At 47.2% G+C, this 22,261-nt stretch carries 20 protein-coding genes and 1 riboswitch; of the genes, 3 read left to right on the top strand and 17 right to left on the bottom strand.

All coding sequences use genetic code 11. The annotated features are described in order from the left end of the window. Positions 1 to 27: 27 nt before the first annotated feature. From MKY23_RS23165 to MKY23_RS23185, 5 genes are all read right to left on the bottom strand, one after another. Positions 28 to 687: a methionine ABC transporter permease gene (locus MKY23_RS23165; protein ID WP_154959693.1), complete on the bottom strand. Its 660-nt coding sequence runs from the start codon at positions 685 to 687 to the stop codon at positions 28 to 30. Then, positions 687 to 1,721: a methionine ABC transporter ATP-binding protein gene (locus MKY23_RS23170; RefSeq protein WP_339832518.1), complete on the bottom strand. Its 1,035-nt coding sequence runs from the start codon at positions 1,719 to 1,721 to the stop codon at positions 687 to 689. The genes MKY23_RS23165 and MKY23_RS23170 overlap by 1 nt, the downstream gene beginning before the upstream one ends. A 121-nt stretch (positions 1,722 to 1,842) precedes the next feature. Then, a riboswitch (SAM riboswitch) is annotated at positions 1,843 to 1,982 on the bottom strand. A 171-nt stretch (positions 1,983 to 2,153) separates the two neighbouring features. Beyond that, on the bottom strand, positions 2,154 to 2,873 hold the full coding sequence (locus tag MKY23_RS23175; protein WP_154959695.1) for a Cthe_2314 family HEPN domain-containing protein: 720 nt from the start codon (positions 2,871 to 2,873) through the stop codon (positions 2,154 to 2,156). 264 nt (positions 2,874 to 3,137) lie between these two features. After that, a complete protein-coding gene (locus MKY23_RS23180) occupies positions 3,138 to 4,076 on the bottom strand; it encodes a heme A synthase (protein ID WP_139168884.1) in 939 nt (312 codons plus the stop codon). Between the two features lie 420 nt (positions 4,077 to 4,496). Next, the gene (locus MKY23_RS23185; RefSeq protein WP_090919572.1) at positions 4,497 to 4,841 is read right to left on the bottom strand and encodes a thioredoxin family protein; all 345 of its coding nucleotides are present in this window, start codon (positions 4,839 to 4,841) and stop codon (positions 4,497 to 4,499) included. Positions 4,842 to 4,982: 141 nt separating this feature from the next. On the opposite strand from MKY23_RS23185, the gene MKY23_RS23190 reads away from it, so the two are divergent. Next, positions 4,983 to 6,272 (top strand): DUF2515 family protein, encoded by a 1,290-nt coding sequence (locus MKY23_RS23190; RefSeq protein WP_339832522.1) that lies wholly within the window; start codon positions 4,983 to 4,985, stop codon positions 6,270 to 6,272. A 193-nt stretch (positions 6,273 to 6,465) separates the two neighbouring features. Here the strand turns inward: MKY23_RS23190 and MKY23_RS23195 are convergent, their stop codons facing one another. The 11 genes from MKY23_RS23195 to MKY23_RS23245 form a co-directional block, all read right to left on the bottom strand. Beyond that, positions 6,466 to 8,094 (bottom strand): polysaccharide biosynthesis protein, encoded by a 1,629-nt coding sequence (locus MKY23_RS23195; RefSeq protein WP_154891075.1) that lies wholly within the window; start codon positions 8,092 to 8,094, stop codon positions 6,466 to 6,468. A gap of 64 nt (positions 8,095 to 8,158) precedes the next feature. Next, positions 8,159 to 8,599: a DUF456 domain-containing protein gene (locus tag MKY23_RS23200; protein ID WP_145336354.1), complete on the bottom strand. Its 441-nt coding sequence runs from the start codon at positions 8,597 to 8,599 to the stop codon at positions 8,159 to 8,161. A gap of 54 nt (positions 8,600 to 8,653) precedes the next feature. Beyond that, the gene (locus tag MKY23_RS23205; protein WP_339832525.1) at positions 8,654 to 9,403 is read right to left on the bottom strand and encodes a Cof-type HAD-IIB family hydrolase; all 750 of its coding nucleotides are present in this window, start codon (positions 9,401 to 9,403) and stop codon (positions 8,654 to 8,656) included. A 199-nt stretch (positions 9,404 to 9,602) separates the two neighbouring features. Further along, positions 9,603 to 10,475 carry a metal ABC transporter permease gene (locus MKY23_RS23210; RefSeq protein ID WP_090919579.1) on the bottom strand — a complete coding sequence of 291 codons (873 nt, stop codon included), beginning with the start codon at positions 10,473 to 10,475 and terminating at the stop codon, positions 9,603 to 9,605. Then, a complete protein-coding gene (locus tag MKY23_RS23215) occupies positions 10,476 to 11,435 on the bottom strand; it encodes a metal ABC transporter permease (protein WP_339832527.1) in 960 nt (319 codons plus the stop codon). It lies immediately after the preceding gene. A 2-nt stretch (positions 11,436 to 11,437) separates the two neighbouring features. Beyond that, complete coding sequence (locus tag MKY23_RS23220) at positions 11,438 to 12,262, bottom strand: metal ABC transporter ATP-binding protein (RefSeq protein WP_339839651.1); 825 nt, start codon at positions 12,260 to 12,262, stop codon at positions 11,438 to 11,440. Between the two features lie 31 nt (positions 12,263 to 12,293). Further along, on the bottom strand, positions 12,294 to 13,238 hold the full coding sequence (locus MKY23_RS23225) for a zinc ABC transporter substrate-binding protein (protein WP_090919585.1): 945 nt from the start codon (positions 13,236 to 13,238) through the stop codon (positions 12,294 to 12,296). Between the two features lie 247 nt (positions 13,239 to 13,485). Beyond that, a complete protein-coding gene (locus MKY23_RS23230) occupies positions 13,486 to 15,465 on the bottom strand; it encodes a penicillin-binding transpeptidase domain-containing protein (protein WP_339832532.1) in 1,980 nt (659 codons plus the stop codon). A gap of 287 nt (positions 15,466 to 15,752) precedes the next feature. Next, a complete protein-coding gene (locus tag MKY23_RS23235) occupies positions 15,753 to 17,783 on the bottom strand; it encodes a penicillin-binding transpeptidase domain-containing protein (RefSeq protein WP_154985899.1) in 2,031 nt (676 codons plus the stop codon). Between the two features lie 109 nt (positions 17,784 to 17,892). Next, positions 17,893 to 19,038 carry a transglutaminase domain-containing protein gene (locus MKY23_RS23240; RefSeq protein ID WP_154891079.1) on the bottom strand — a complete coding sequence of 382 codons (1,146 nt, stop codon included), beginning with the start codon at positions 19,036 to 19,038 and terminating at the stop codon, positions 17,893 to 17,895. A gap of 20 nt (positions 19,039 to 19,058) precedes the next feature. Next, on the bottom strand, positions 19,059 to 19,514 hold the full coding sequence (locus MKY23_RS23245) for an ATPase (RefSeq protein WP_090919599.1): 456 nt from the start codon (positions 19,512 to 19,514) through the stop codon (positions 19,059 to 19,061). A gap of 214 nt (positions 19,515 to 19,728) precedes the next feature. Here MKY23_RS23245 and MKY23_RS23250 point away from each other — a divergent pair, with 214 nt between their 5' ends. Both MKY23_RS23250 and MKY23_RS23255 read left to right on the top strand, forming a co-directional pair. Further along, a complete protein-coding gene (locus MKY23_RS23250) occupies positions 19,729 to 20,946 on the top strand; it encodes an MFS transporter (RefSeq protein ID WP_154891080.1) in 1,218 nt (405 codons plus the stop codon). A gap of 170 nt (positions 20,947 to 21,116) precedes the next feature. Beyond that, on the top strand, positions 21,117 to 21,464 hold the full coding sequence (locus MKY23_RS23255) for a toprim domain-containing protein (RefSeq protein ID WP_339832537.1): 348 nt from the start codon (positions 21,117 to 21,119) through the stop codon (positions 21,462 to 21,464). An 86-nt stretch (positions 21,465 to 21,550) separates the two neighbouring features. Here MKY23_RS23255 and MKY23_RS23260 read toward each other — a convergent pair whose 3' ends face one another. Then, positions 21,551 to 22,168: an SCO family protein gene (locus tag MKY23_RS23260; RefSeq protein ID WP_154891081.1), complete on the bottom strand. Its 618-nt coding sequence runs from the start codon at positions 22,166 to 22,168 to the stop codon at positions 21,551 to 21,553. Positions 22,169 to 22,261: the final 93 nt, after the last annotated feature.

Here is a 22,261-nt window from a genome sequence, read left to right on the forward strand (position 1 = left end):
TCGCATTTTTATTTTTCAATCTATCTGTTATTTCCGGGTGAAATAAATGACCAGACGATCGCCAATCATCTGCAAGAGCTGAACCAGTATAATCATGGATACAACAGAAATAATCATGATCTCATTCTGATATCGATAGTATCCATAGTTAATGGCCAGTGTACCCAGACCTCCACCGCCGACCATACCCGCCATGGCCGTATAGGACACCAACGTAACGATGGTAATTGTAATTCCGGCAAGCAAGCCAGGTAAAGCCTCAGGTAACAACACCCGTCTTACGATCTGAGCTGTAGATGCCCCCATTGCCTGAGCTGCTTCAATGACGCCGCGGTCCACTTCACGTAAAGTATTCTCCACCAGACGTGCAAAATACGGAGCAGCCGAGATAACCAGCGGTGGAATGACACCAAGCACACCTGTAGCGGTGCCCACCAGCGTACGCGTAAACGGAATAAGAGCAACAATTAATATGATGAAAGGTACCGAACGTAAAATATTAACAATAACTGATAATATGATGTAGGTTAGCTTTGAACTAGGTGAAACCGATCTGCCTGTCATAAACAGAATGACACCAAGCGGCAAACCCAAGAGAACAGTAAACAAACCGGATACAGCAAGAATCTGCAATGTTTCAATGGAGGCCGTACCGACCTCTTCCCAGCGTACTTTGGAAAAATCCATTATCGGAGCACCTCCACATCAAGTCCTTCTGCGGTTAGTTCAGACAAGGTCTGTTCAATCGCAGCGAAGTCACCTTCAAAACGTACCGTCAGTTGACCATAAGGAACCTGCTTGATTGTAGAGATTGTACCTTGCAGAATAGCGAAATCCACACCTGTTTTGCGAACTGTTCTCGACAGAATCGCCTCATAGGTTTTATCTCCAAGAAATGAAACCTTCACTAACTTGGAAGAAACACCTGCTGGCAACTCCGTCCCTGCATTTGCCATAACCGTTTCCTCCAGTGCCAGTCCACCTTCGCTGTCACGTGAGACAAAATCCCGCGTGATCGCATGTTGCGGTTTCAGGAACACTTCCGTCACTGGGCCTTGCTCCACGATGCCACCTTGATGGATAACGGCTACCCGGTCGCAGATGTTCTGAATGACATGCATCTCGTGTGTAATCAGCACAATGGTCAGATTATACTTTTCATTAATATCCAGCAATAACTTCAGAATCGAATTGGTGGTTTGCGGATCAAGTGCCGAAGTTGCCTCATCACAGAGAAGTACACTCGGGTCACTTGCCAGAGCTCTCGCTATCCCTACCCGTTGCTTCTGTCCACCGGACAACTGAGCCGGATATTTACTGCTATGTTGCTCCAGACCAACCAGAGCGAGCATTTCCTTCACCTTGCGATCAATCGCATCCTTAGGTGTGTTGACCAGTTTTAAAGGGAAAGCCACATTGTCGTATACCGTTGCAGAAGACAGCAGATTAAAATGCTGAAAGATCATACCAATCTTGCGTCTTTGCTGCTGTAGTTCACTTTTGCTCAGCTCGGTCAGGTTAATACCATCGACCCAAACCTTACCTTCTGTCGGGCGCTCAAGTAAATTGATACAACGGATCAAAGTACTTTTCCCTGCACCTGAGTGACCAATAACTCCAAAAATCTCACCCTTCTGAATCTTCAGATCAAGGTGTGACAACGCCGTCGTTGTTTTGGCACGTATGCCATATGTTTTGGTTAACCCAACCAATTCAATCACTAATACTGCTCCTTCCCCATCACCTACATATATCTTTACCCGAAGGAAGGGAAAACTCCCCGTTCTACGCAAAAAAAGAGCCCTTTGCAGATACAAAGATGGCTCTTCACGTGAAATGACCTTCTCATCTGCCAAAATCATGTACAACATGATTCTGTAGGAATTAGCACCTAACATCAACAAGGATAACTATTCATGCCATCATCGTTGATCGGTTGCCGGGCTTCATCGGGCCTGTCCCTCCGCCACTCTCGATAAGAGAAATATAAAGTTGTAGGATTATATAGTTTCATGTAGTTCGTCATGTATAATGACCGAACTGCATCAAATGCTGTATTGAAGACACGATTCCATGTAAGATTCGATCTGGAACTCAGTATAATCAAAGTATTCCGATTTGTCAAATGGTATTATTTAAAATCATTGCTATACCTAATGTTTCAAAATCTGTTTACGCCAGATTCGATTGATGTATCGATAGGCCATATTCAGTGTTTCACAGACCATATCTACACCTTGCTGCATCTCGAGAAGATGCTGATCCAGATCCTCCAGCTTCACTTTGCCACGCAACGTCTGATGTAACTGCCACAAATCATCCTGCATTTCCGAATTCATGTAATGAATCTCCATATTACGTCTCTTTCGCAATCTGCTCATCGGTTCTCGGTACGCTTCCTTAATCTTAATTAATTGCTGCGCCAACTCATGATGATCCCGATAATATTCGAATTGTCTCAGAACGGTATAATAGGAGAAATGCACTTTGGTTTTGGATGTATTTAGTTGGAAAACTTCATTCAAGACTGTACCCAGTTTGTCCAGAATCGCGAAGCACCGAATAAAGGCATCTTTATAAAAATAAACGTACCGGGCATACTCAGATTTCTCAGCAGAACTCATATCGCGCGTTGAACCTGCAACTACTTTTTTACGAAAATGTGCGGCGGCAAAATAACTTTGCTCCAGTTCATCCAACGAAGAGATTAGTCCCTGTGTCCATACATACAGCTTCCGATAATCATGGTTCGGATCATGATCCACATACATCTGTTTTTCAAAAGACTCCAGTGTAAACGCCATGGTATCCATGGCTTGTTTCAGTTTCCCTTGATTCACTCGTGGCTTTTCTCCCAGTAACGTACGTAGCATAGAAGACCTCCTCTTTCCACTGATGATGCAAAATATATATGTTTTCACAGCTGTTGAACAGCTGAAGATGAATTAAAGCGCTATGTGACGTTCGGTTAATCGTTACAACTTGATTTAGGTTGCCCTGCTACCTCCGACATCAAACAAAAGTCCACCTCTCCAATGATCTACATCACCGGATGGTGGACTTTCCAACATGGCCCAGCGCAGCTTCAGGACAATGTAATAAACTCACTTTTTTTAAACACAAAATTCATAAGCTGTTTAGAAACGGTTCACCGGGCGGTGCAGCTTGTACACAAGGAAGCTCATATAGGTCAAGATACCGAACAGTATAGCGATATCCAGCATATGTGCCAGCGCCACAAACATGTAAACTTCCGGGCGATTAATCGTCCACATCATGAACATACCGATAACCACTTGCAACAGAATTAAAACGACGGATAACACACCGAGTGTCCGTAGCTCACGGTTGTCCGGGTGTTTACGGTAAGCAAAATGTCCTAGGATCGCGATTACGATCACGAGTGACACAGCTGCCAGACGATGGGCAAAGGCCACAGCTACCCCGCCAGAAAGTTCAGGCACAATCTGCCCATTACATAGCGGGAATCCGGAACACCCGCCAGCCGAATTCGTATGGCTTACAAATGCCCCTGTATACACGACCAGGTACGTATAGATGGTTGAAAACCAGACCAGGTTACGAAATCCCTTACTAACGCGCGGATACTGGTTCAGACGTTCCAAACCGCCATATCTCGCCTCTTGCCTAATCCCGAGAGCCATCATCAATGAACTGGCAAAAGCAATGAGTGCGAACCCAAAGTGTAGCGCCATGACCGCGGAAGATTGCGAGAACACAACGGCGAAAGCGCCCATGATTCCCTGAATAATCACAAATAAAAGGGTTAGAAACGAGAACAATTGCAAATCACGACGCTGTTTGCCAAAGCGTAAGAAGGCAACAAAAGATGCGATGGACAGTAGTCCTGCCAGTGCGCTGACAGCACGGTGGGAATATTCAATCAGAGAGGCAACAGTATGTGCTGGTACAAGCTTACCGTTACATAAAGGCCACTGTGTTCCGCAGCCAAGGCCCGATTCGGTTTTCGTCACGATCCCTCCGCCAAAGGTAGCCAGGAACATAACAAGACAGGTTAATACGGTTAACCATTTAAACAATGTTAAGTGCTTCAATTTTTTCTCACCCGCTGTTGTTTTAAGATGGCGAAGAAGTTCTTCGCTTGATAATCAATGCCGATTCATTATTGTTGCTAGTGTTGTTTCCATAAGAAGGCTCATTACAGCACTTGTTTTGTACTTTGACACTAATTTCACAACTAAATCCATTATACCGGATAAAAGCATCATTGACGCCGCGCTTTGTGACAAAATGTTAACGTCTATTAAAATTTTGACCAGCAGGTCATTATATTTCGAACTTATGTATGTAGGCCCCTACCCATCTCGGTAGCCTTAAGCTACTCACCTCAAGCCAAATAAAAACAAGGCAGTCTTAAGCCTGAAGACGGCTCAACCGACAGCCTTGTATTTGCATACCTATCTTACAGTCTACCCTGTCTTGAAGACATTCATTCCCTGCGATGCACTTAGGCCTTACTTGTGAATGGTATTGTAGACCTCAACCGCACGATCCAAAAACTGCTCAATCTCTTCTCTCGACTTACGCAGCTTGTTCACATAGCGCACTAGTTCACGTCCGTCCGTGTAGGCTACAAAACTTGGAATACCCAAAATATTTTGCTCCTGACTTACTGTACCCACCTGATCAACATCCACTTCAATCAGGGTCAAGTCACGTGAATACTTCGTTTCCACCTCAGGCATAAACGGATCGATGTATTTGCAATCCCCGCACCAGTCTGCCTTAAATACGGCCACTGTCAAACGTGGAGATTGAATCGCCACATCAAATTCCGGCTTGGATGTAATCTGTTCCATTGTCACATCTCCCTTTCTGTACCTCGTCTCCCTCTAAGTGAAGCAAATTGGTGATTGGAAGTCAAATGTTCAGCGCATACTTAGAATAACCACAAGTCCTGGCATATCAAACACAGATATTCATGAAAGGATGTTCCATTCATGACTTCCACCAGAAATGACTCTTCGGAAAACCAGCATTCAGGCTCCATTGTACAGATCATTCGCTCCATTCCCGGAGCAGCTCTGGAAGTATGGCGAGGTAAACAAGCCGCCTGGCATGCGTCTGCAAGGCTTAGACATCCTTTGCGTGACCTGAATTGGAACGCAGATACAGCTGCCGCTCTGCAAGCTGAGGTGGAGAAGTTAATTCCTACAACAGGCAAGCCATCTCCTGCACGCAACAATCAGGCACAACGCGCGCTGGTGTGTGAAGAGGATTGCATCATTCTCGAAGAGATCAAAACCTTAACGCAGCAGCAGAATCGCAGTAATGTGACTCGAACCGCCGCTTATCTGGAATGCTACGAGCAGTATCCCGAGCTACATTGGGCGCTACTGGCGCACATGGTATCCCGCAACGGCGGATATCATATGACCGACCTGCACAGTGACCTGATGCATAATCTGCAAAATCAGAAGGATCGTGAGCATATGTATCGCTTGCTGGAGCGGTGCAATGCCCTTATTTTTCAGGATGCCTATCCTCAATTGCAGCTGTATATCCACAGTCGGCGGCTTGGACGAAGTTGCTTCCATCTGTTGTCTCATTTTCATGTATCGTCGTTTATGACCCCGTTCTGGGAGCGATTTTGGCTCGAACGTTGCAGTTCCATACTGAGTGTGGCCTTAATTATTAATGAGCAGAACTATATCGAGAGCCGAGTGGTGCAACATCCTTATTTTCAAAAAGTAGTACTCTCCAAACCTGCTTTTCATCTGCACAATCTGGCCGGGCTGAACCACATCGTTTTCCCTCTTGCACAAGGAGGCGGGCTCGCCGGGCGGGTCATTGAGCATTTTGGCAAATTGAATGAACGTATCCAGTTCGGCAAAGGGCTGTATGCCCTGTTATTTGGCGTAGAGCAAGTGCTTCAGCAAGTACTGGACTTCGCACGAACCGTGCCTCACGGTGGCTCACGAGCGGAATATTGGCCAGATCTGTTTACCAGGCAACATGAAGGACCAGGAGACCACGCCCTGTACACGGATGCTTTATTGAATGAGGAATGGCTGCCGGAAGGTCAACGTCTATATTCTCCTGAGTTGCTCGCTGTGTGGGAGGACACACCGTATGAGCCAATTACAAGACATGACTGGCTGGAAACACGGGATTGCCTCGGATACCTGACTGCGCCACGCAGACCTTGGTTGTTTGAGATGAGTCATGAGCATCGGTACGGCATGTTAAAAACAGCACTCGCTCATGATGTACAAGTTCTTACTCACTAATTGGCAGGAGAAAAAACGGTGTCCCGATACGGCTTTAACAGGATCGTAAAGTCACTAAAGCAGATCGAGCAGATTCTGCTGTGTAGGGCTAAAGTAGGAATAACGTTCACCTTCACGGAAACCAACCTCTTATGCAATAACAATAAAAAAGCGCGGTCTGCTACAAGTGCAGACCGCGCTTTTTCACCTAAATTTATCCTCGTTGTCCGGCGCCGCGTTGCAGACGCATAAGCGGACGGAGAATTTTTTGCAGAATTCGCGGATAACTAGCCAGCTCGTCCTTACGCAAGACACGAAGAACAACCATCAACACGAGATATACCACAACGACCAGCACACCCACCACCATACAGGTTAACAGGAAAGATACCCGTGCAGGCAGGAACGCGCCAAAGATCTGGTTTCCACTCCAATTGGCCGCAAAACCGACAGCTGCCGCGAGAAACACCGTAATGATAAATCCAATCCAGCGATCCCCCATAATTGAAAAATCAACGATTTTACGTAACACACGCAGATTCAGATATGTGATGACGAGGAAACATAGCGCTGTTGCAATGATGATCCCGTAAATGCCGAAGATCGGCGCCAGGATAAGACTCGCAATCAGCTTCACGATAATTCCTGCCGCTACACTAATCATCGTGATTCGTGGTTTCCCAACCCCGAGCAACATGGAGTTCGTTGTCATCATTGTAATCTGGAAAATAGTGCCGAACGTAAGCAATGCAATAATCGGCGTGCCATCTGGAGTTGTGAAGAGCAATCCGTTTACCGAATAAGCCGCCGCACACAGGGTAATCACAATCGGCATTCCCGTCAGAATGGAAATACGTAGCGCCAGCGTTACCTGATTTTTCAGATGTAGCTCATCTTTGCGGGCAAAAGCCGCCGAAATGACAGGCACAAGGGACTGACTGAGCGCTATGGCGAGAATAGGCGGAATACCGGCTATACTCTGGGCTTTGGCACCCAGAATTGCCAGTACGCCTGTAGCTTCTTCCAGACCGATCCGTCCACTAAGCAGGGGAACGACGAGGGAAGAGTCGATAAAGTTGATTGCCGGAACAGCAAGTGAAGACAACACAATCGGAATTGAAAGTTTGAAAATATCAGTGTAAATTCCGCGCATCGGCAATTGCTCTGCACGCTCATAATGTAGCTGTGCCGCACGGTCACTTTTGCGTAGCTTTAATGTGAAGTACAGCATCACCGCAAATGCACCGATACTACCGAACACCCCACCGAAGGATGCCCCGGCTGCAATCGTCTGATCATCGTAATTCCATTGCAACATCACATAGGCCACAATAATCGCTACACCTACACGCGCAAACTGCTCCACGATCTGCGAGATACCACCTGCGGTCATATTGCCGCGTCCCTGGAAATAACCACGCATCATTGCGATCGCCGGGAAGAGTAACAGGGCCGGAGCAAGCGCCCGGATGGCACTCACGGATTCCGGCACTTTGGAAATATGGGTGGCATAAAATGGCGCTGCGAACCATAGCAGAACAGACATGACCACACCGGCCACGGCCGCAAAGATCAAGGCTGCACGGTATATCTGCTGCGCTTCGCCCGCGCGTCCGAGCGCGTAGCGTTCCGAGACCATTTTACTCAGCGTACTCGGTATGCCCGCCGTTGCGACAGTTAACAGCATTAAATACACCGTATTGGAGATCGTGAACGATGCGTTACCAATATCCCCGAGGATATGCTCCAGCGGCACACGTTGTACCAGACCCAGTACCCTTGCAATCAATGCGGCAGCCGCCAATATGAGCGTACCTTTAATAAATGTTTCCTTCTTAGACAAAACGGATTCCCCTTCTTTCCCCCACACCGGACCTCTCCGGACCTTAGCTAGCTAACCTGATATTCTAGGCGAATCGAACCACCCAGATTATAAATAGAACAATCATCACAAGTTGCAAAATAATTTTCATTACCGTGCTGGTAAACAGCCCGACGACAGATCCAAACCCAACTTTCGATGCTTTGGAAGGCGAGGAACCGCCGATCAGTTCTCCGATAAAAGCACCGATGAATGGCCCCAGTACAAGTCCAAAAGCCGGAATCACAAACGGGCCAATAATTACTCCGATGGTACTCAGCGTTGTAGACAGCTTGGAACCGCCGAACTTCTTGACTCCCCAAGCACTCACCACATAATCCGCCACGAACAGCACCACCACAATTAGAATCTGGATGATCCAGAACCATACCCCGAACGGATCAAAGCTGAAGAACCAGCCGTAGACCAGAAACGCGAAGAAAATCGCGATTGCACCCGGCAGAATCGGATATACCGTACCTGCCATACCTACTGCAAACAGCAGTACAATTAAAATCCAGCCAACGGTTGCGAGCAAAGGTTACTCCCCCTTCAAAATATGTTCACGAATCAGATGTGCAATGCCATCCTCATTGTTGCTTCCAATAATTAAATCTGCCGCTTGTTTCACTTGCTCCTGTGCGTTGCCCATCGCAACACCCAGACCGACAGCTTCAATGACAGCCAGATCGTTCAGACTGTCGCCAACAGCAACTACCTCGGACATGTCGATGCCTAGCAATTGGCATACTTCAGCTACACCGGTAGCTTTGGATACGTTCTCCGGGTTTACCTCAATGTTTACAGGAGAGGAATTGGTCATTTGCAGACCACCCATTTCTTGCAATTCCATCATGATTTGATGACGAATCTCATCATCCTCGGTGGTAAATCCGAATTTCAGCCATTCTAATCCTTCAATATTATCCGTCCAGCGATCACGGTTAAACAGCTCTTCCACGGAGTATGCCCAGTACCAACTGTTATATTTCTCCCCGATCTCATGCATCTTGCGAATTAACGCCGGGTCCATCAGATGGCGCAGGTGAAGCTCATGTGGAGCTTTCCAGACCTCGCTACCGTTGACCGTAACCATGGGTGTTTCCAGGCCAAGTTGCACCGCATAGGGCATAGCATGGTATACGGCTCTTCCTGTGGACAAGCACACATGCACCCCGCGACGAATGACGATCTGAATCCACTTGGCCGTTTCCTGTGTAATTTCATGATTATCATTCAGCAACGTGCCGTCCATATCCAGGGCCAGCAGTTTATATTTCGGTTCACTCATGTTGTAAATCCTCCTCCAGTATGTCTCTCTCCTCTAAAACAACAAGATCGCCCGGTATCCGCGAAATGGCGGACGCCCCGGACGTCACAGCTAACGACATTTTACCACAGATCACGCGTATGCAACAAAGTAACCTAAAAACCGGAACGCCAAAAACCGCCTGCGATGCAGACGGTCATCTAAATTTATGAAATCATGTTCAACGTGCGGCATATTTACGGCGAACATAACGAAGTACAATACCATGTTTCGGTGACAGAAGTAACGCAAGTACAAACAGAATGCCGGCCACAGCCACCATGCAACCTGCAATAGAAGCATCCATCGCGTACGCCATCAGGTAACCACCGACAGAGGAAGCTGCACCGATCAGTACCGCATAAAGAATCATTTTACCAAGCTGATCCGTGAGCAGATAAGCCGCAGCCGCAGGTACAATCAGCATACCTACTACAAGAATAGAGCCTACACTTTCAAAAGAGGCAACGGACGTCATGGACACAAGTCCCATGAGCGCATAGTGAAATAAGACCACCGGAATGCCGCAAGCCGCAGCCAAAGCCGGGTCAAACGCGCATAATTTGAACTGCTTGTAGAAGAGTCCTACAACAACGAGAATAACAAGTAACGTAATGCCCAGCATCCAGACCGCTCTAGGTCCTACATCCATTCCCCACAGTGTTAACGTATCCCATTGCACATAGGCAATTTCACCGAACAATACACAGTCCAGATCCAGATCGATATGCTGTGCATTCAGACTGATCAGGATAACCCCCACAGCAAAAAGCGCCGTAAATACAATACCGATGGATGCATCCGAAGACAGTCCTCCTGCTTGAAGAGTCTGAATGAAAAACACTGTCAACAACCCAAACACGGTTGCACCCAGCAACATCCACAGGGAGTCTCTGGAGCCGCTCCACAGAAACGCAATTGCAATCCCCGGAAGCACGGCGTGACTGATTGCATCTCCGACCAGAGCCATGCGCCGCAGAATCAGGAAGCAACCAAGAATGGCGCAAGCGGAGGAGACTAGTATTGCGGTTAGAATAATCCAAAATGTGGCCATCTACATCTCCCCCTGTTTCTGTGTTTGAGACTGTGCAGCATGCACCTGTAGCGCGGCTTGCTCTTCACGCATGTAAGTCGACTTCGCCTGGATGCTCCGCAACTTGCGGGCAAGTAACCCTCGCCTTGGTGCGAACAGCGCAGATCCAACAAACAGCACCGTAGCCGCAAGCACAGTTACTGGACCAGTAGGCAGATTAGGGACAAGCGTGCTGAAGAGTGTTCCTACGGCACCACTTAATGCGCCGAACAATCCAGCCAGCAACACCATCAGCGCAAGCGAATTGGTCCAACACCTTGCTGCTGCTGCCGGAGTCACCAGCAGTGCCGCTACAAGAACTACACCTACCGCCTGGATTCCGGCGACAACAGCTATAACCGTCAGTAGCAGAATGAATTGTTCCAACACTCCGACGGGCAGTCCCATACCTCTTGCAAAACCCGGATCAAAGCTCACGAGCTTGAATTCCTTGAACCAGACAAGGCATGCGATGAGCAATACAAGACTTACCCCGCCCATCACATACACATCCGTAAGTACCATCGATGCCGCTTGCCCGAACAGGTACTTGTCAAGCCCGCTTTGGCTTCCACTTGCACTGTGCTGAATACGTGTCAGCATCACGACACCGATACCGAAAAATACCGTCAGTACGATGCCCATTGCCGCATCCTGCTTAATCCGTGAAAACCGGGTTATCCACGAAATACCGAAAGTGGCTACAATTCCTGCAATGAGTGCGCCAAACAGAAACAATCCAATCGACTTCGTTTCCGTCAACATAAACGCAATACAGATTCCAGGCAATGCCGCGTGTGCCAATGTATCGCCCATCAGACTTTGACGACGAAGAAAGGTAAATGAGCCGATAATGCCACTGCTGAATCCGAGGAGCAGACAACCGAGCAAAATCCAGCGTGTGTTCGGGTCTGACAATATAGAAACAACCCAATTCCACATAACTACACCTGGCCTTTCTCCGCTCGGCTGCCGATCATCGCGATGCGACCTCCGTAGGTTTCCTGTAATAAATCCGGTACAAATACTTCTCTTGTTGGCCCAGCGGCAACCAAACGTCCATTGAGCAACAATACATGATCGAAGTATTCCTCTACCGTTGCCAGGTCATGGTGAACAACTAGAACGGTTTTGCCCTGCTTTTTTAATTGCTCTAGCAGGGAGATGATCGCTTTCTCTGTCGTTGCGTCCACTCCTGCAAAAGGTTCATCCATGAAATACAAGTCTGCATCCTGTACCAGTGCTCTGGCCAGGAATACGCGCTGTTGCTGTCCGCCGGACAACTGGCTGATCTGCCGATACATGTAATCCCCCATACCAACTTGCTCCAGGCAATGAGCCGCAAGATCTTTTTCCTTTTTTCCCGGGCGGCGGAACCAGCCCAGATGTCCGTATCTTCCCATCATGACAACATCTAGTGCATGTGTCGGAAAGTCCCAATCTACGGACTCCCTCTGTGGCACATAACCGATACGCCGCCTGGTTTCACGATAAGATCGTCCAAAGATCTCAATATCACCGTGCATTTTCGGAACAAGCCCCAGAACCGCTTTGATCAACGTTGACTTCCCTGCACCGTTCGGTCCAAGAATGCCGATGAGTTGCCCTTCAGGTACATCAAAGGAAACATTGCTAAGCACCGGCTTTTTGTGATAAGCCACGGCCAGGTTCCTTACACAAAGAGGCGAAAAGACTGTTGCCTTTTCCTGTCCGAGCTGACTATTATCTATAGTTTCTAATGCTTGTTTTGTTGTATTGGTATTTTTCATCATCATAGCTCTCCTCTCTTCAGATGATATATTATTTCAAAGCCGCCGCGATCGTTTCGACATTGTGCCGCACCATTCCGATATAGGTGCCCTCTACGGTTCCCTCAGCCCCCATAGCGTCAGAGAACAGTTCGCCACCAATTTTTACGGTATGCCCCTTCTCAGCTGCCCCAGCAATAATCGCTTCCATCGCTTTAGCAGGTACACTCGATTCGATAAATACGGCTTTGATTTGATTTTCCACGAGGAAATCTCTTAGTTCACTTACATCTTTGGCTCCATATTCTGCTGCCGTACTGATGCCTTGAAGACCCATCACTTTAATGCCATAGGCTTGACCAAAGTAACCAAATGCATCATGTGCTGTTACCAGCACTCGGCTTTCCTCAGGGATCTGCCCGATTTTCTCCCGCACTTCCGTATCCAACGCTTGTAGCTTCTCCAGATATGTTGCTGCCTGCGTCTTATACTGTTCCGCATGATCCGGATCTGCTTCCACCAGCGTGTCACGCACAGCTTCGGTTGCACGCATCCAGTGTTTGACGTTAAACCATACATGCGGATCATACTCTGTCCCACCTGTCGCTTGACCGGAATGCAGCTCCTCTACCGGAATATTTTCGGCAACTGCGGTAACTTGTTTGCTTTTGGACATTTTCTCCAGAATACTGGTCATTTTCCCTTCCAGATGCAGGCCGTTATAGAAAATCACCTTGGCTTGCTCCAGTTTGCGAATATCCCCTTGGGATGCCTTATACAGATGTGGGTCTACTCCCGGTCCCATCAATCCGGTAACCTCAACATATGCTCCGCCCACCTCTCGTGCTACATCTGCAATCATGCCTGTGGTTGCCGTAACTTGCACTTTGCCGGTACCGTCTACTCCCGAAGTACTCGAACAAGCTGTAAGTACAATGACCAGAACAACACCTATCAGCGTAATGACTCCACGTTGGATACTCCTCATCTTCACCATTAACAAATTAACCGTCCCCTTTCCCTGTCCTAAAATATTTGTCCGCAACTAATTAAGTTGTACAAGGTACCAAATTTTAAACTCGTCTAATAATGTTTCCCTTGTGCAAATTTTAGCCGATGGAAAAATAAAAGGCAAGGGATATTTTCCCCTGCCTGTCCTGTTACTTATGAGTTCAATCTAAAGCCGTTTATTTAATACTTTTATGAGCATGCCATTGTTTCCTATTATTTTATGCCCTTAATCATCAATCTTGTTCTTTATTCTGGTCCTTCTTCCCCTTTGGGATGCCATTCAGGCCATACACTTCATCGTATGCATCAAAAATTTTGCGTGCGATCGGGGAAGCACTGACCGATCCAAAACCGCCTTCCGGCACGATAACCGCTACAGCCAGTTTCGGTTTGTCTCTTGGCGCAAAGGCGATAAAGACACCGTTCTCCTTTTTGTTCGGTCCGGTTCCTTGCTCGGATGTTCCTGTCTTTCTGGCAAAATCATAAGGGAAACCGTCGAAGGAGCTTACTTTGGTGACCATTCCTTTATGCACTTCGTTCCAGTGTGCATCCGCAAACTGCACCTCATTAAGAACCTTTGGCTCAAACTTCTTCACCACATTGCCATCCGCATCACGGATTTCCTTCACCAAGTGTGGCTCCATTCGTTTGCCCTTATTCGCAAGCATTGTGGTGTACTGGGCAAGTTGCATCGTTGTATATTTGGCTTGCTGACCAAATGACGCAAACGCAAGACGTGTCAGTGCAGACTCATTATTGTCTGCTTTATACTCCAACTGACCAAGAAATTCTTTGGGCAGATCAATGCCTGTCGAGACACCCAAACCAAAATCCTTCATGTATTCGTCCCACTTAGCAAGGGCTTTTGTGGCACCATATTTATTCAGCAAACGCTTGCCCACCATATCAATCATAAATGCATTGGACGACTTTTCAATCGCTCTCCGTGCGGTAATATTACCGTTGTAGGCCGAATGTGAGTTCTTTACTTGTCTTCCATCCTTGCCTAATACAGCGTAACCTTTATCAGGATAAGTACTCCCCGTAGTGAACAGTCCCTCTTTCAGGCCGATAAGCACACTGAGCGGTTTAATAACCGATCCAAGCAGAACAACGGACTCTGCACGGCTTGGCTTATTATCATTGGGTGGAAAAGACTCTGTCGTCCCGTTTCGGAAAACATACTTGATTTTGTCATAATCCCAGTCATTCGGATCATAGTCTGGCATACTTGCCATAGCTACCACATTGCCTGTATCCACTTCCATAGCTACAGCGTAACCTGTAATGGCCTTTGGAAGCTTTCGTAATTCATCCGTAATAGCCTTTTGCGCGGCAAGCTGAACCTCCTTGTTGATCGTGGAGATCAGACTGTACCCCTTCTCTGGTGGAGTCAATTCCATCGTGCCTGTAGGTAAATTCCTAGAGTCAATATCAATGGATTGATATCCGCTTCTTCCGCGAAGCTCCTGCTGATATTGCAGCTCCAACCCATCGAATCCAACCCTCTCATCCTGAGAGTAGACCAGTCCAGGATCACGCTGAGACCCAGATTGCTCTATGATCGATTTGTACTGCTTGAGTGTTGTGGGTACTCGCTTGAATTCCCGTGTGTAACCAACAACCTGGACAGCAACCCGGTCCGGGTCATATCTTCGTACATTCTCTTCCAGCACCATAACGCCAGGATACTCCGTTTTTTTCTCTAGAAAAAAAGCAATTTCCTGGGTCGTTAGATCGGACTTGACCAGTCTTGGCACGTAACCGAATGTTTTTTGGTGATCCAGATCCAGCCGTTTAATAATCTCCTCTGCATCTGGTTGCTTCTCGTCTCCCGGATTGAATCGTTTGAATATATCCGCAAGTTCACGAGCCAATCCCTCTGCTTCCTGCCTGCGATCATCATTACGATAATCTTCATATAACAGCACATACAGTGACTGCACCGGCTCCGAATAAGCAAGCGCCACTTTCCCGGTCGCATCATAGATGGGCCCGCGCACCGGGGCTAGAGGGATATCTTTTGTATTACGCGTAGATTCCATGTACGTCAGTTCAGGCCCTTCGACAAACTGCACAAACGCCAGTCGGAAGATCAGAATGCTGAATATGACAAATGCCACGAAAAAAAACACATTCAGCCTCGCGCTGGTCGATTGATTTACCGCTCTCTCCTCTTCGTTCGGCGGTTTATTTTTAAGTCGATTAAACATATGCTCCCCTCTCCGTTCTTTGTACAAGTTTAAAAATCACACGATCTATACATACCGAAACGTCATAACAGACCCCAACAGACAACAGACCAAAATGGCAAACTCTCACCTCTTAAGTGTAGCAAATGCAGACTGTAACGTCTTTCTAATTTTGGTTACATTTTCGTAATAAGAAGCCCTTTGTATATAACGTGAGAAGACTGCCTGGGTTCCATAAAAAAAGCAACAAAAAAAGGCCCCGTTCTGGGGCCTTTTACCATATGGAGAACATGATCTCCATCACTGCATCACTGTGTACTTGTTTCTGTTTCTTTATCTTTATTTTTTTTCGGAACACCATCCAGGCCGAATTCCTGGTCGTATGCATCGAAAATCGCACGTGCAACCGGAGCCGCACTGTTGGAGCCAAAGCCCCCTTCCGGGATCATGACCGCAACAGCCAGTTTTGGATTGTTACGGGGTGCAAAAGCGATAAATACCCCGTTATCCACCAGTTTCCCTCCAATATTCTGTGTCGACGTACCTGTTTTTCTCGCAAAATCATAAGGGAAACCGCCAAAGGCAGAAACCTCGGTAGCCATACCACGCTGTACCTCATTCCAGTATGCATCACTGAAGTCCGCTGTACTGAGTACCTTCGGTTTTACCTTCTCGACCACATTACCTTCCGAATCCCGGAACTCTTTGACAAGCTGTGGTTCCATTCGTTTTCCTTTATTGGCAAGCATCACGGTATACTGCGCGAGCTGCATGGTTGTGTATTTACCTTGTTGTCCAAAGGAAGCATAGGCTAGTTTGGTCAGGGAGCTTTCTGTTTCATTTTCATATTCTTTACGCCCAGCCCATTCATTCGGCAAGTCCACTCCTGTTTTTATCCCAAGACCAAACTGCTCCATGTACTTGTCCCACACGCCAACGCCCTTAGCACCATATCGCGAGTACAGCTTCTTACCGATCTCGTCAATCATAAATACGTTAGAGGAATGACGAATGGCGTCACGAGGGTACATGGCACCGTAAACGTGTCCCGATGAGTTCTGTACGCGGCGGTTATCTCCACCAAACGTGGTTGAACCTCGGTCGATATACACCGAATTAGTGGTAAAGAAACCTTCCTTCAAACCGATCAACACACTCAGTGGCTTAATCGTTGAGCCGAGCAACACGACAGATTCAGCTCTTTTTTTGGAATCACTAGGTAGAAATCCCCGGATTGTACCGTTCTGATAAATATATTTGATTTTATCGTAATCTTCTGTACTGATGCTGCCCGTTCTCCACACATTGGTGTCGTAATCAGGCATACTGGCTGCCGCTACAACCTTCCCTGTATCCACTTCCATCGCTACAGCAAAGCCTGTTTTGGCATTGGGATGCAATCTGCCGGATACCGGATTGCGATGCAACCAGCTTAGCTGATCCATAATTGCTTGCTCTGTTTTCACCTGCACATTTTTATTAATGCTGGAGATCAGATCATACCCTTTTTGCGGCGGGGTTGTGCCCGCTACACCTTCAGGCAAGTTACGTAAATCAACGTCAACCGACGTATAACCACTTTTGCCCCGCAGCTTATCCTGATACTGTAACTCCAGTCCATCAAATCCAACAAACTCATTTTCCGTATAGACCAGACCTGGATCAGTCTGCGTTTTGTTTGCTTCATCTACTTCTTTATACTTTTTCAACGTTTTGGAGCTTTTGAATTTTTTCAAATAACCAATCGATTGAACGGCCACTGTATCCGGATCGTAGTAACGTACACTTTCTTCCACAATCTGAATACCTTTGAATTCATCCTTATGCTGGAGGAAATAAGCAACCTCCCCTTCGGACAAATCACTCTTGATCAGACGTGGCATAAACCCGTTAGCCTTGCGAGAATTCAGATCCATTTCCTCCATGATTTGATCCACGGTCAAGGATTCGGAATTCGGGGTTTTATACTTTTCAAAGACTTCATGCAGACGGGCAGCCATCTCTTGAACTTCACCAATTTTCGGATTCGGCTGGCCATCCACATCCCCGTAGTTTTTGTACAATGTGAGATACAGCGACTGAATCGGCTTGGAATACGCCAGTTTCACCGTCCCCGTAGAATCGTAGATGGTTCCTCTCACCGGAGCAAGCGGCACATCCTTCGTAATGTTACTCGCTTCTTCCTGACTGAGCTCAGGTCCTTCGACGAACTGTAAAAAGGCCAAACGTACAATGATTACACTAAAAATAACAAAGGAAGCGAAGAAAAATACGTTCATTCGGTAACTAAAACGCCGTTTGTCCGCAAGTTCATCCTTCTCATTGGAATGCTTTTTCATTCATCCTACCTCTTTCATGACTTGATGCATACCGTAGAACCTTAACTCACCGGCATGATAACCTGGCAACGTCGTCATATTCCGAACCATATCCGTGTCCGGTGTACTATCAGGCTGACTGATCTTTCAGATGCGTGTCGGCAAAGTTAGGTGGGTTAAACCAATCTCCGCTGATGGCCCACGTTGGATCAAGCGGAACCCAGCGATTCGAATCACTCAAATAGACTTCATTCCATGCATGAGGGCCGTACCCTCCCTGACCGTTATATCCCAGACCTGTAACAACCCTGACATCAAGCCCCTGAGAACGTGCCATTACCGCATATAAGCGGGCATAATCGATACATACCCCTTTGCGCGTATCAAAAGTATTCTGAGGGGTCTGTTCATGCCATATTCCCCTCTGTTCATAATCATCCACTTTCCCGTAGTCGTATTGAACCCGGGTGCCAACCCAGTCATACAGAGCTCTGGCTTTTGCCTCATCCGTCGATTTTCCTTTGACAATCTCCTGTGCGGCTTGCTCAATATCGGCTGGAATATTGTGGTCAATCACTTCATACTTCCGTTGCAAAATACCTCCGAGTTCCTTCTGCACAGCCTGCGTGAATACCGGAAGTTTGTCCTTGATAAACGTACCAGACAAAGGCTCAATCACCGATTTAGCACCCTGCATATAGATCGGAGATGCCTCCACATAACGGCTGAACATACTACCCGGATAGAGACTTACAATCATGAACAATACGGCAATCACAATGATTCCTCGGACCGAACCGATGACCGTGCCGATCACTGCGCCTGTCAGCCGGCTAAAAATCCCTTTTGGCGCAGCTTGCTCATCTCCTGCATGTCTTCTGCGAAATATGAAGGATGTTAAAAATCCAAGAATCATGCGAATCAAGCCGTAACTCAATACAAATAATACGGCAAACCGCATAAGCGGGAAATCTGCGATCGCTGTAACCAGCGTATAATACAGCTGTTCCCACCGGTTCAACTCACGATTAGGCATATCCCCGGCATGTACAGATAACCATTGCTGTACATAAGGCGCAAGCCATAACGTCAGACCGATAGATAACAAAATACCAATGACCGCCATAATACCGTCCATCAGGAAACCAAAGAGTCTCCCCGCAGAACGTGAAGCCCCTCTGGACCATCCCTGTAATAAGGATGCTGCTACGATCAGCAACAGCAGAATGGTAATCCCATTAAACTCCTTCAGGCTGTCCAGCCAAGTTTGCAGCACGTCTTCATTCCTCCTTTAAACTACGAAGCAGGTGCTGTTTTGTTTTTTTGTGCCTGTTCGACAAATGTGCGGATCGTATCGTTGTCGAGTTTCCACTCACCAACAGAAATACCGCGGAAGGTCACATCGACTTTATCCGACTTCGTGCTACCCTTAAGCTCAACGTTAGGACTGGTTATCGTAAATTCACCATTTTTCCCCGCCGCATAGGTGGCCTTGGAGGCTTCCTTCAGCATGATGCTTGTCGCTTCTTTCTTGAGTGTGTCCATCGTGCTGGACTGCACGTCTGTGACGGTTTGTTTGATCTGTTCAATGGAAATGCCGCTGTATATCAGCAGAGCCGCAATAATGATGATGGCAATCGCCCATTTTAACATCGTTTTGACCACATTCAGAACAAAGAACAAAATGATCAGTGCAACGACGATCACCAGCCAGTTCTGCATCACAAACTCTTTGATTACTTCTATGTTCATGATTACACCTTCCGAATTAGAATTGATTCATGACTTCCCGAATATTATACATGATTTCCGAACCTGCTGTCAGCTAAGCCCTCTCCGGCAAAAATAAACGGTCTAAGTTCGTCCTGCGGGGCGTACAAGTAGTACCATGAGGATTCGTCCGACGAACGTGGACACGTTCAAGACCTGTGTACAAACAGGCATCGCCTAACAAGGAGGGGCTCTAGTGAAAACGGCCATCTGGCTATACCTGTTTTTGTTTCTAGCTGTGTTTGATCTGCATGCCCAGTATCCCATTCTGACGCCATTTGCGATATCGCTCGGTGCGGCTCCAACCTTTATCGGCTGGATGATGGGCATCTATTCCTTAACCCACCTGCCTGGCAATCTGATTGCTGGAACACAGATTGATAAACACGGGAGCCGTCGATATATTGTGTTCAGTCTGGTCGGTGCGGGGTTCATCCTACTTCTGCAGGCTCACATTCATACCCCTTGGCAACTGCTCGCGCTACGTTCTATTAGCGGCTTTGTATTAGCCTTTCTATCTCCGGCATGTCTGGCCCTGCTCGCTCAACTCTCCAATGACCCGGTGAAACAAGGAAAATACATGTCGGGTCACGGTGTCGTGCACACGCTGGCTTCGGTGGTGTCACCAGCCGCAGGTGCCGTGATCGTCGGTGCCATGGGCTTCTCTGCCACCTTTTCGAGTCTCGGCTATCTACTCATTCTGACAGGTGTCATTGCACTGCTTACCATGCCGCGTGGCCTCGTTCGCCAGCCGCAGCCATTGACCGAACCCGCAAAACCTGGCCTTGCGCCTTCCGGCTCGGCTAAAGCTAACTCTGATCATTCGCCAGCAGAAGCGCCAAAAGCATTCCTGCCCGTTTCCTGGCGTTATTTCATGCTACCCTTGGTTATTGCCTGCGCTCAAGGTATTCTGTTCTTTGAATTACCGCTGCGGGGAGGCGGGCATTCCTCCATGATGTCGACAGGTTTACTGTTTTCAATCATTAGCATCGGTGCGCTCTTTACACTCAGCATGCTGTTTCTTAACCGTTATTCGCCCAAACTGCGTTTAGTTGCTGGTGTGCTGCTGATGTCCTTGAGTTTTTTCGTGATGGCAGCCGTTCCGCAAATTTCGTTATCCATCGTGTTATTTGTGCTCGGGATGTCCAAAGGTATCATTTTCCCCGCGATGGCTACACTTTTTATTCACTTAAGCGGTGGTAGCAAGCTTGGGCGTATTTTCTCTCTGCAATCGATTGCCACCTCTATTGGTTCGTTTATTGGTCCGATTACGGCTGGACAGCTGAGGCTGGGGGTATCTCCTTATTTCATTGCTTTTATTTTGCTGATGATCGGCATCTTGCTACTCCCCTATTATACGTCAAGACATACTGCCCCGCTCTCATCTTCCGATGCGAAAAGCATCCTGGGGTGAAGTATCTAAGCTTGTCCTGACCAACTTATACGTTAGAGCCTTCTACAGAACAATTTAAACTTTGCATCATTCCCCCATTTCCAGATACACTATAAGTACATTCAGTCGATTTTCGCTGTAACATTTCCCGGGGAATGTCGACATCAGCTCTCGAATCAGGGGTGAATAAGATGCCTATTCATGTCATTGTGGAAGGTAAGAATGATCGCAGTAAACTCAAACGTTTAGTGGGTCCAGAGATCAATATTTTGTGCACATTCGGAACGCTGAACTCCCTCAAGCTGGAGACGCTGCGCAAGCAAGTCGGATATGATGAAGTTTATTTATTTATGGACAATGACAGCTCAGGTAAAAAGATAAGAGGTGTACTGCGCGATGCTTTTCCCGATGCGGTACAAATGTATACAAGACGTGGGTATGCAGGGGTTGAAGGCACACCTGATGAATACATCATCTCGCAATTAGAGAAGGTCGGGCTGGAGGAATATATCCAGTATCCTGACGAACCTTCGTATTAAAAAGAACAACAAATAAAAGGCTGTTTCTGGTTATAGCAACCAGAGACAGCCTTTTCTAAAGACTTCGTGCTTAACATTTTACGGTGTTATTCTTTAATCAGCCTGCGAATGTCCTCTGCGATAGCTTCCGGCTGCACATCTTCTGTATTAAAAGCGTTATAAACCTTGCGAAGCTGGTTATTCTCATCCACCAGCCCAATCATGTTCATATGGGCAAAATCATCCTTGTTCTCGCCTTCGATCAGAATCTGGAACGATTCTTTGGCGAACTGCTTGGTTTTATCCATATCCCCACGCAGGAAATACCAGCCAGAATAATCCGCGTGGAAACGGTCGGCAAAGGTTTTGATCTTCTCCCTCGTATCTACTTTTGGGTCGAAGGAAATCGATACAAAGGATGCCTTATCTCCGAATGTTCCATCTTCTTTCAACAAGTCCTGCACCTGAGACAGTGTAAATGTCGTAATCGGGCAAACATCAGGACAACTGGTGAAATAAAAGTAGAACAATCGCACTTTGCCTTGCGTATCCGCCAGCGATACGTTACGACCATCCACATTTTCCATGGAAAACGATTGGATCTCCCGAATCTCGGGTAATTTCTCCTGGCTGGCAAATGCCGTATTCCACATTAAATACACCGCCATAATCAGTGCAATACCGAGCAAAATCCACGTCCATTTGTATTTTTTAATAACCTGCATCCTCTTCTCTTCCCCCTAAACAATGTACTAGTGAATGCGCATACATATTTGATCCATAAAAACCCTCTGTTAAGCTGCCCTGGCTTACTGATA

It is taken from the genome of Paenibacillus sp. FSL R7-0272 (genome assembly GCF_037969905.1).
GTDB classification, from domain to species: domain Bacteria; phylum Bacillota; class Bacilli; order Paenibacillales; family Paenibacillaceae; genus Paenibacillus; species Paenibacillus polysaccharolyticus.

Excerpts from the sequence above, each read along its gene's own strand:
- MKY23_RS23210 (WP_090919579.1), bottom strand. The coding sequence starts at position 10,475 with ATGGCCACATTTTGGATTATTCTAACCGCAATACTAGTCTCCTCCGCT.
- MKY23_RS23255 (WP_339832537.1), top strand. The coding sequence starts at position 21,117 with ATGCCTATTCATGTCATTGTGGAAGGTAAGAATGATCGCAGTAAACTC.
- MKY23_RS23245 (WP_090919599.1), bottom strand. The coding sequence starts at position 19,514 with ATGAACATAGAAGTAATCAAAGAGTTTGTGATGCAGAACTGGCTGGTG.
- MKY23_RS23165 (WP_154959693.1), bottom strand. The coding sequence starts at position 687 with ATGGATTTTTCCAAAGTACGCTGGGAAGAGGTCGGTACGGCCTCCATT.
- MKY23_RS23185 (WP_090919572.1), bottom strand. The coding sequence starts at position 4,841 with ATGGAACAGATTACATCCAAGCCGGAATTTGATGTGGCGATTCAATCT.
- MKY23_RS23225 (WP_090919585.1), bottom strand. The coding sequence starts at position 13,238 with ATGGTGAAGATGAGGAGTATCCAACGTGGAGTCATTACGCTGATAGGT.
- MKY23_RS23205 (WP_339832525.1), bottom strand. The coding sequence starts at position 9,403 with ATGAGTGAACCGAAATATAAACTGCTGGCCCTGGATATGGACGGCACG.
- MKY23_RS23230 (WP_339832532.1), bottom strand. The coding sequence starts at position 15,465 with ATGTTTAATCGACTTAAAAATAAACCGCCGAACGAAGAGGAGAGAGCG.
- MKY23_RS23215 (WP_339832527.1), bottom strand. The coding sequence starts at position 11,435 with ATGTGGAATTGGGTTGTTTCTATATTGTCAGACCCGAACACACGCTGG.
- MKY23_RS23235 (WP_154985899.1), bottom strand. The coding sequence starts at position 17,783 with ATGAAAAAGCATTCCAATGAGAAGGATGAACTTGCGGACAAACGGCGT.
- MKY23_RS23200 (WP_145336354.1), bottom strand. The coding sequence starts at position 8,599 with ATGGCAGGTACGGTATATCCGATTCTGCCGGGTGCAATCGCGATTTTC.
- MKY23_RS23175 (WP_154959695.1), bottom strand. The coding sequence starts at position 2,873 with ATGCTACGTACGTTACTGGGAGAAAAGCCACGAGTGAATCAAGGGAAA.
- MKY23_RS23190 (WP_339832522.1), top strand. The coding sequence starts at position 4,983 with ATGACTTCCACCAGAAATGACTCTTCGGAAAACCAGCATTCAGGCTCC.
- MKY23_RS23260 (WP_154891081.1), bottom strand. The coding sequence starts at position 22,168 with ATGCAGGTTATTAAAAAATACAAATGGACGTGGATTTTGCTCGGTATT.
- MKY23_RS23220 (WP_339839651.1), bottom strand. The coding sequence starts at position 12,262 with ATGAAAAATACCAATACAACAAAACAAGCATTAGAAACTATAGATAAT.